Genomic DNA, 7,337 nt, shown 5'->3' with positions numbered 1-7,337 from the left:
AAGCGAACCCTAAACCAACTTCAGAAACGCGACACTAGACTATACGTCGGTACCGCTTACTGTATGTTCGTACAGTACAAGGTGTCCCGGCTCAGTCGGCCTTGTCGACCTGACTATCGTGCCGTCGACAGCCAGTTGCTCAGGCCACCCGCATCGGGCCTCAGGGCCCCTTGGACGTCCCGGTCAAAGGTTGGGTCACGGGTCGGACGTGCGGGTGTCGGCGATATCTCCGTCGCCACAAGCCGAGGTATCGCACCCAGTACAACTTCATCGACAGGAAGGTCTGGACATGGACACATTTCGCGACAAGGCCGGCGAGCCGATAGGTACCGATATCGACAACTGGGTGGCCTCGTTCACGCGCATGGAATCCGGTTCCTCCGAGCTTCCTCCCCACCACCCCAACTGCCTTGGCTGTGGACCAGAGAACCCGAATGGTCACTTCCTCTCGGTACGGCGTGACGGAGACGGCGTCGTCGCACACCACCAGTTCGACCAGCGCCACGTCGGGGCACCGGGCATTGCACACGGCGGCGCGGTAGCGACCGTGATTGACGACCTCTTCGGCTTCTTGCTGTATTCGGTCGGCGAGCTCGCCGTGACGCGCCGTCTCGAGCTCGAGTATCTTGCGCCAGCACTACTCGACACCCCGTACATCCTGCGCGCTGCAGTTCGGTCTCGCGATGGCCGGAAATTGGACCTCAAGTCCACGATGGAGGATGCAGAGGGCCGCACTGTTATTACTGCCACTGCCCTGTTCATCGTGGTCGAGGTTGAACACTTTTTGCAGTCACAGAGAAACTCGAGGGCTTAGGCCAAACTCACCGCCGCGAGCACCAGGCCCGAATACGTCGAGGGTGTCGGCGGAGCCTGAAGCTATTGAACGCCACGCCCAAAGAAAGGGCGAAGCTGAAGGCACCGTGCATTGCCAGTTGCCCTGTACGAGTCAACCAAGTGGCAGCGCTACCTACGACGGAACCCCGTCGGCGGGTGGCCGGTCCAGTGCTTGAAAGCGTGTGAAAAGCTGGCGAGGTCGCTATATCCGAGGTCCGTGGCGATCTCGCTCGCGGACACAGATCCGTCCAGTAAACGAAGAATCGCGTACTCACGAATGACCGACTGGCGCAGTCCGCGATAGGTCATCCCTTCCTCAGAGAGGCGCCGCTTAAGTGTGCTCGTAGAGATGGAGAGTTCGTCTGCAATCCACTGACTTCCACAATCTGCGGGACGCTTCTCTATCAGACGTCTCACCTTGTCCGAATACGAGGCGATTTTACTCCGCTCGTCGAGCCTTCGCTGCAAGTCACTGATAGCGAGTCGATACGCCACGGGATCAGAGAACCGGCAGACGTGATTGACCGCGTCAACGGGAAAATGCAGAATGGACAGTGAAGCGTCAAATACCAGGCGACCAGCTAACCAATCCTGATCCACGGGCAGACCTTCCGGAGCGGGCCAACCCAGTGAGAGTGTGATGTCTGGTGCATCGCCAACGAGTATATTCAGCAGCCTCAGCAGGACCGCACCACAGTAGGTGACCACTAGGGAGTCTAGGACTCGATCGCCCGTCTGCCCATTGAGCGCGACAGACACTCCGTGTCCACCTGCGTAGAACTGCGCACTCAGGGCTGGGGTTATTAGCGGCAGGTAGGCAAGCAATTCCAATATCTCGCCTGCGGAACCTGCGCTTACTAGTGGGACGCTTAATGGTCCGAAGGACGTCAGATGAGCATGCTGGGCGAACGCCAAACCGAGGGTCGTTGCTTGGTCAACGTCGAGGTCGGGCAAGGCTTCCCTGATCCACCGCAGGGGAACTTGGGCGTTGATGGCGAGAAGTGACTCGACGTCGCTTCGCTCACGATCCATGATCTCGCGAAACCGTGCAACGGCGTCTTGCTCCAGAACTGGGCTCTCAAGTAACTGCGCGAACACGAGCGGTGGCACGCCCTCGCGATCAAGATTCATCGCCCCCGCCTTCTGAGCCAAATTAACAAGCTTCTGCCCTCAATTAACCTAGCCGCAGTCGTCGTTGTTAGCAATGCTGTGAGCAGCTATTACCCGAACAACCATGCAGGAGCCAGCGATGACAGTCGTAACCTTCGTCTCACATGAGGGAGAGGAGCACGTGGTGCCCTTGGAGGAGGGGCAGTCACTCATGCGGATCGCCGTCAACAACGCGGTGCCCGGAATCGACGCCGATTGCGGAGGCGAAGCCGCGTGCGGCACGTGTCATGTCATCGTTGATCCGCAATGGTCCGACGTGGTGGGCCTCTCGGGAGCAAGTGAAGAAGAGATGCTCTCAATGAACCCCGAACGGCTGCCGACCTCCCGACTGTCGTGCCAGATGACCGCGTCCGCGGATTGGGACGGCCTTACCGTCCAGGTGCCAGAGTTCCAGATGTAACGACGTTCCAGATGTAACGACGAAAGACAAGGTGAGACACGTGAAGGTTTCCGATACGATCGGCGACAAGGTTCAGTCGGCCATCCCGATGGATCTGCAGATCCGGGGCGCCCATCTGTACGACAGGACTCGGCGCTGGGTGACAAGGACGAATGGGAAGAAGCTCTTCGTAGAGAAGCCCATCCCCCCCGTCGAGGACGTCGAACTCGCCGACATCGACCTCAGTAATCCCTTTCTCTATCGGCAAGGACGCTGGCAGTCCTACTATGAGCGCCTGCGAAACGAGGCTCCGGTCCACTTTCAGCCCAACAGTGCGTTCGGGCCGTTCTGGTCAGTGACCCGACATGAAGACATCATCGCGGTCGATAAGAACCATGAGGTCTTCTCCGCCGAGCCGATGATAGTGATCGGGGCCCCGCCTCGTTTTCTCGATATTGAGATGTTCATCGCGATGGACCCACCGCGCCACGACGTGCAGCGAGCAGCTGTGCAGGGGGTGGTGGCGCCGAAGAACCTGCGCGAGATGGAGACGCTCATTCGGTCTCGGGTTCGCGAGGTACTAGACGACTTGCCGGTGAATCAGCCGTTCGATTGGGTCCAGGCTGTATCGATCGAACTGACAGCTCGCATGCTCGCGACGCTCTTGGACTTCCCCTACGAGGAACGTCGCAAACTCGTGTACTGGTCAGATATTGCAACTTCGTTCGAGGAAGCGAACGGTGGTCCTGCGGACCTCGACGAGACGTTCGACGGAATGCGCGAGATGGCGAGCGGTCTGAGTTCTCTGTGGTACGACAAGAAGGCTCGGTTAGCAGAGGGGGAGGAACCCGGTTTCGACCTGGTCACCATGCTGCAGAGCAACGAGAACACCAAGGATCTGATCGACCGCCCGATGGAATTCATGGGCAACTTTGTGCTGTTGATCGTCGGAGGGAACGATACGACCCGGAACTCGATGAGTGGTGGCGTTCTGGCGCTGAACCGGTTCCCAGACCAGTTCGAAAAGCTCAAGTCCAACCCTGACCTGATCCCCAACATGGTCTCCGAGATAATCCGGTGGCAAACGCCGCTGGCCTACATGCGCCGAATCGCCAAGACTGACACTATCTTGAACGGTCAGTTCATCCGTAAGGGTGACAAGGTCGTGATGTGGTACGCCTCAGGCAACCGCGACGAGCGTGTGTTCGAGCGGCCCGATGACTTCATCATCGACCGGGCCAACGTCCGCAACCACATCTCCTTCGGGTTCGGCGTACACCGGTGCATGGGCAACCGACTGGCCGAAATGCAGCTGCGGATCCTCTGGGAAGAGCTGCTCCCCCGCTTCGAGAACATCGAGGTCGTCGGCGAACCCGAGTACGTGCAGTCCAACTTCGTGCGGGGTATCAGCAAGATGATGGTGCGCCTCACCCCGAAATCCGGCACATGACATCGCAGCGAGCCCTCATCATCGGTGCCAGCCATGCCGGAGCCCAACTCGCGGCGAGCCTACGGCAGGACGGGTGGAGCGGTGAGATCGTCCTCATCGGCGAGGAGCCCACGGTGCCCTACCAGCGCCCGCCACTGTCGAAGGCGTATCTCGCCGGGAAAACCACCCTCGACGAGATCACCATCCGCAGTTCGGACTTCTACTCCAAGCAGCGAATCCAGCTTCTCAACGCGCACGTGGAGGCGATCGACCGCTCGGCTGGGCACATCGTTATGAGCACCGGCGACACACTGACATACGACAAGCTCGCGCTGTGCACGGGAGCCCGCCCTCGTCAGCTCCGCGTTCCTGGGGCCGATCTCGCCGGGGTCCATTACCTTCGGACCGCCGCAGACGTCGAGAAGATCCGCACGTCCGCCACCCCCGGGCGGCGGGTGGTGATCGTCGGGGGCGGCTACATCGGACTTGAGACGGCCGCCTCACTACGGGCACTGGACCTGGACGTCACCGTGCTCGAGGCGACCACTCGCGTCCTCGAGCGGGTCACTGCTCCCGACGTATCAACGTTCTTCGAGCGGATCCACCGAGAGGAGGGCATCGATATCCGAACGGGCGCCAAAGTCGCAGCATTAGTCGGAGACGACTGCGTCCGGGAGGTCACACTATCTACTGGCGAGTCGATTCCGACTGATCTGGTCATCGTGGGTATCGGTGTTGAACCGAGAACAGAACTCGCCGAGGCGGCGGGCTTGACCCTGAACGATGGTGTGGTGATCGACGAGCACGCCCGAACCAGTGACCCAGCCATCGTTGCCGCCGGAGACTGTGCCAGCAAGTACATCTCTCGATACGGTCGCCGAGTCCGGCTGGAGTGCGTACCCGGAGCAACCGATCAGGCGAAACTCGCCGCGGCTACCCTTTGCGGGAAGTCCAAGAGCGCAGTGTCGCTGCCCTGGTTCTGGTCAGATCAATACGATCTCAAGCTGCAGATCGCCGGTCTCAACACCGGTTACGACGAAGTCGTCCTCAGCGGTGACCCCACCCGGGACCGCGACTTCAGCTGCTTCTACCTCCGTGATGGCGAACTCCTTGCTGCAGACTGCATCAATCGTCCCCGTGATTTCATGCTCAGCAAACAGGTCATCACACAGCAGCGTCCTTTCGTCCGGACCGATTTCGCCCATACGGGTTCTCCCGATTCCTTGCGCAATGGGTAAGCCAGTCCCGAGCGAGACTCGCACGGTCAGCGGCGGAGCCTCGACGAACGGCGCTGACATCCCACTGGCGCAGCAAGAGAGCCCGGTTCGTGCCCGCCTGCCGTTCAGAAAGGAACTCTGATGACTCGCCAGACGCTCATCGAGAACTATCCACATCGGGTCGGGGGGCACTGCGGCTCAGCCGCGATGCGAGACCTCCTGCACTGGCAAGGCCTCGGCTGGGAAGAACCGCCCGATGAAGGTCTCGTCTTCACCCTCGGGGGGTCACTTGGCCTGTCCTACTTGCGCTCGAGCGACCTCTTCCCGCCGCTTTATCTGGTAGGGAGAGACTCCGATTTCGAAGTAAATCTCCCCCATCTACTGGGCGCACAGGTCCAAGTGCTCACGACCGACGATCCCCGAGAAGGATGGTCGTGGATTAGCCAGGAGGTCGATGCCGGAAGGCCAGCCCTGATATGGGGCGACATCGCGGAGTTGCCCTACCTGCGGGTTCGGCTCCAAATGAGTCGCCACGATATCGTGGTAATTGGTTACGACGAGGCGGAGAGGATCGCCTTCGTTGTTGACAACGACCGTGCCGAGGTCCAAAAGGTTCCGTTCGACGCTCTCGCTCGAGCACGGTCGTCGATGTCATTCCCACAACCGACACGTCACACCACGTACCGCATCGCCTGGCCGCATGAGTTACCAGACCTTGCGCAGGTTGCCGCAGCGGCTTTCCGTCAATCGGCAGCGAACATGCGCCACCCAACTCCGCCAGGAGTCGTTGATCTCACGACCGCGGTGAGCGGTTCCGAAGGCTTAGCAGCGGTCGCCCAGCTCGCCGCTGATGTCCGGACTTGGTCCCATCTACCGGCTGACGAACTCGAGATCCTCTTATTCAGCTTGAGCGCTTTCATCGAGAAGGCCGGCACCGGTGGCGGCCTGTTCCGAAAGCTGCTCGCTGACGGCTGCGCGGACGTGGCACGTTTGACCGGTGACCTCGCGACCGAAGATCTCGCCGTAGCCGCCAGACACTGTGCACAGACATGGACGGAGGCCGGCCGAGCCGGGATCGAGCACGAGGTCGATGTGCGTACTCGGCTGGAACGTGTGGCTTCGGCGGTTAGCCTCCTGCCCACGCTCGAGCTTCAACTGGCTGAAGCTCTGGAGTCAGCTTCGCGATCGCTTGCAGCAGCCTGACTAATCGGGAAGTCAAAACTGGACGGTAGAAGTTCCGGCCGCACTCAGACTGCAGCGGATGGCTCGCCGCCGCTCGCACCGAAACGACCGGGCTCTAGGGTTGCCTCGCCACCTCCCCGGCGACCTCGGCGATCGAGCGGTCACACCCATCCGACAAGAAGAAGCCCCGATTTAGCGAGATCCGCCGGCGCCAGGGATCCTTCTATGTTTGTCAAGCGGGCATGTGGACAGGTTCCGCTGCGCTGAGAGTTCGGTAGATCTGCCGGGCCAGGTACCGCTTGAGGCAGCGTCGAATTTCCTTGGTCGTTCGCCCCTCGGCGCTCCGTCGTTCGACGTATGCGCGGGTGTCCGGGTCGTGGGTCATTCGGGTCAGGACCGCCATGTGCAGGGCTCGGTTTAGCCGCCTGTCGCCGCCGCGATTGAGCCGGTGTCGAACGGTGTTCCCGGAGGATGCGGGGATAGGATTGACGCCTGCGAGGGAGGCGAACGCTGCCTCGGATCGCACTCTTCCGTGATGCGACCAGACGGTCAGGCAGACAGCGGCGGTCACGGGTCCGATGCCGGTCTTATCCAGCAGTGAGGTGGCCTGGCTTGCCTTGACGAGCTCGGTCATCCGCGAGCTGTTGGCGGCGAGCTGTTCGTCGAGCTCGACCACTCGTTTGGCCAGGCGGATTGCTTCGAGGCGGGCGGTGGCCTCACCGAGGTCCTCATCGCGTGCACGCCACCGGGAGACGGCGAGGAGCTGCGTCCCAGTCAGTGCCCGGCGGGCGTCGATTCCGAGGTCGACGATGCGCAACAGCGCGATCAGCGCGTTGATGGTGGCGGTGCGCTCCGAGGTCATGTGGTCGCGGGCGGTCACGAGTACCCGCAGCGCCGCTCGCACGCCGTCTGCCATACGCGGACGGCGTAGCTGGTCGCACTCCAGAGCGAGCACTGCAGCGGCGATGCGATGAGCATCCAGCGGGTCGGACTTGCCCACCCCTCGATTGGCCCTCGTGTTCATCCGGGCTGCTTCAACGACCTCGAAGCCTGCCTGTTCGCAGGCCGCGGCAAGACCGGCACCGTAGGTGTTTGGGACGCCCTTCGGAAAGCGCGGTTCTGATGA

General features: G+C 61.3%; 7 protein-coding genes. 5 read left to right on the top strand and 2 right to left on the bottom strand.

Annotation, left to right across the window (positions count from 1 at the left end):
• Positions 1–289: 289 nt before the first annotated feature.
• Positions 290–814, top strand: a complete 525-nt coding sequence (locus G6023_RS09995) for a PaaI family thioesterase (RefSeq protein ID WP_017836045.1) — start codon at positions 290–292, stop codon at positions 812–814.
• A 149-nt stretch (positions 815–963) separates the two neighbouring features.
• On the opposite strand, the gene G6023_RS09990 is transcribed toward G6023_RS09995, so the two are convergent.
• Positions 964–1,965, bottom strand: coding sequence for an AraC family transcriptional regulator (locus G6023_RS09990; RefSeq protein WP_063972868.1), 1,002 nt, complete (start codon positions 1,963–1,965; stop codon positions 964–966).
• Positions 1,966–2,083: 118 nt separating this feature from the next.
• Here G6023_RS09990 and G6023_RS09985 point away from each other — a divergent pair, with 118 nt between their 5' ends.
• The 4 genes from G6023_RS09985 (at position 2,084) to G6023_RS09970 (ending at position 6,232) form a co-directional block, all read left to right on the top strand.
• A complete protein-coding gene (locus G6023_RS09985; protein WP_063972867.1) occupies positions 2,084–2,404 on the top strand; it encodes a 2Fe-2S iron-sulfur cluster-binding protein in 321 nt (106 codons plus the stop codon).
• An 88-nt stretch (positions 2,405–2,492) separates the two neighbouring features.
• Positions 2,493–3,833, top strand: a complete 1,341-nt coding sequence (locus G6023_RS09980) for a cytochrome P450 (RefSeq protein WP_187700106.1) — start codon at positions 2,493–2,495, stop codon at positions 3,831–3,833.
• Positions 3,830–5,050, top strand: coding sequence for an NAD(P)/FAD-dependent oxidoreductase (locus G6023_RS09975; protein WP_069389034.1), 1,221 nt, complete (start codon positions 3,830–3,832; stop codon positions 5,048–5,050). The genes G6023_RS09980 and G6023_RS09975 overlap by 4 nt, the downstream gene beginning before the upstream one ends.
• A gap of 120 nt (positions 5,051–5,170) precedes the next feature.
• A complete protein-coding gene (locus tag G6023_RS09970; RefSeq protein WP_063972865.1) occupies positions 5,171–6,232 on the top strand; it encodes a BtrH N-terminal domain-containing protein in 1,062 nt (353 codons plus the stop codon).
• Between the two features lie 211 nt (positions 6,233–6,443).
• On the opposite strand, the gene G6023_RS09965 is transcribed toward G6023_RS09970, so the two are convergent.
• Positions 6,444–7,337: IS110 family RNA-guided transposase (locus G6023_RS09965; protein WP_182635266.1), on the bottom strand; the 894-nt coding region annotated here is incomplete at its 5' end.

It is taken from the genome of Dietzia sp. DQ11-71 (genome assembly GCF_014144995.1).
Classification (GTDB): Bacteria; Actinomycetota; Actinomycetes; order Mycobacteriales; family Mycobacteriaceae; genus Dietzia; species Dietzia kunjamensis.
The sequence above is the reverse complement of the archived record's forward strand: the minus strand, read 5'-3'. Positions and strand labels throughout refer to the sequence as shown.

Excerpts from the sequence above, each read along its gene's own strand:
- G6023_RS09975 (WP_069389034.1), top strand. The coding sequence starts at position 3,830 with ATGACATCGCAGCGAGCCCTCATCATCGGTGCCAGCCATGCCGGAGCC.
- G6023_RS09985 (WP_063972867.1), top strand. The coding sequence starts at position 2,084 with ATGACAGTCGTAACCTTCGTCTCACATGAGGGAGAGGAGCACGTGGTG.
- G6023_RS09980 (WP_187700106.1), top strand. The coding sequence starts at position 2,493 with ATGGATCTGCAGATCCGGGGCGCCCATCTGTACGACAGGACTCGGCGC.
- G6023_RS09995 (WP_017836045.1), top strand. The coding sequence starts at position 290 with ATGGACACATTTCGCGACAAGGCCGGCGAGCCGATAGGTACCGATATC.
- G6023_RS09990 (WP_063972868.1), bottom strand. The coding sequence starts at position 1,965 with ATGAATCTTGATCGCGAGGGCGTGCCACCGCTCGTGTTCGCGCAGTTA.
- G6023_RS09970 (WP_063972865.1), top strand. The coding sequence starts at position 5,171 with ATGACTCGCCAGACGCTCATCGAGAACTATCCACATCGGGTCGGGGGG.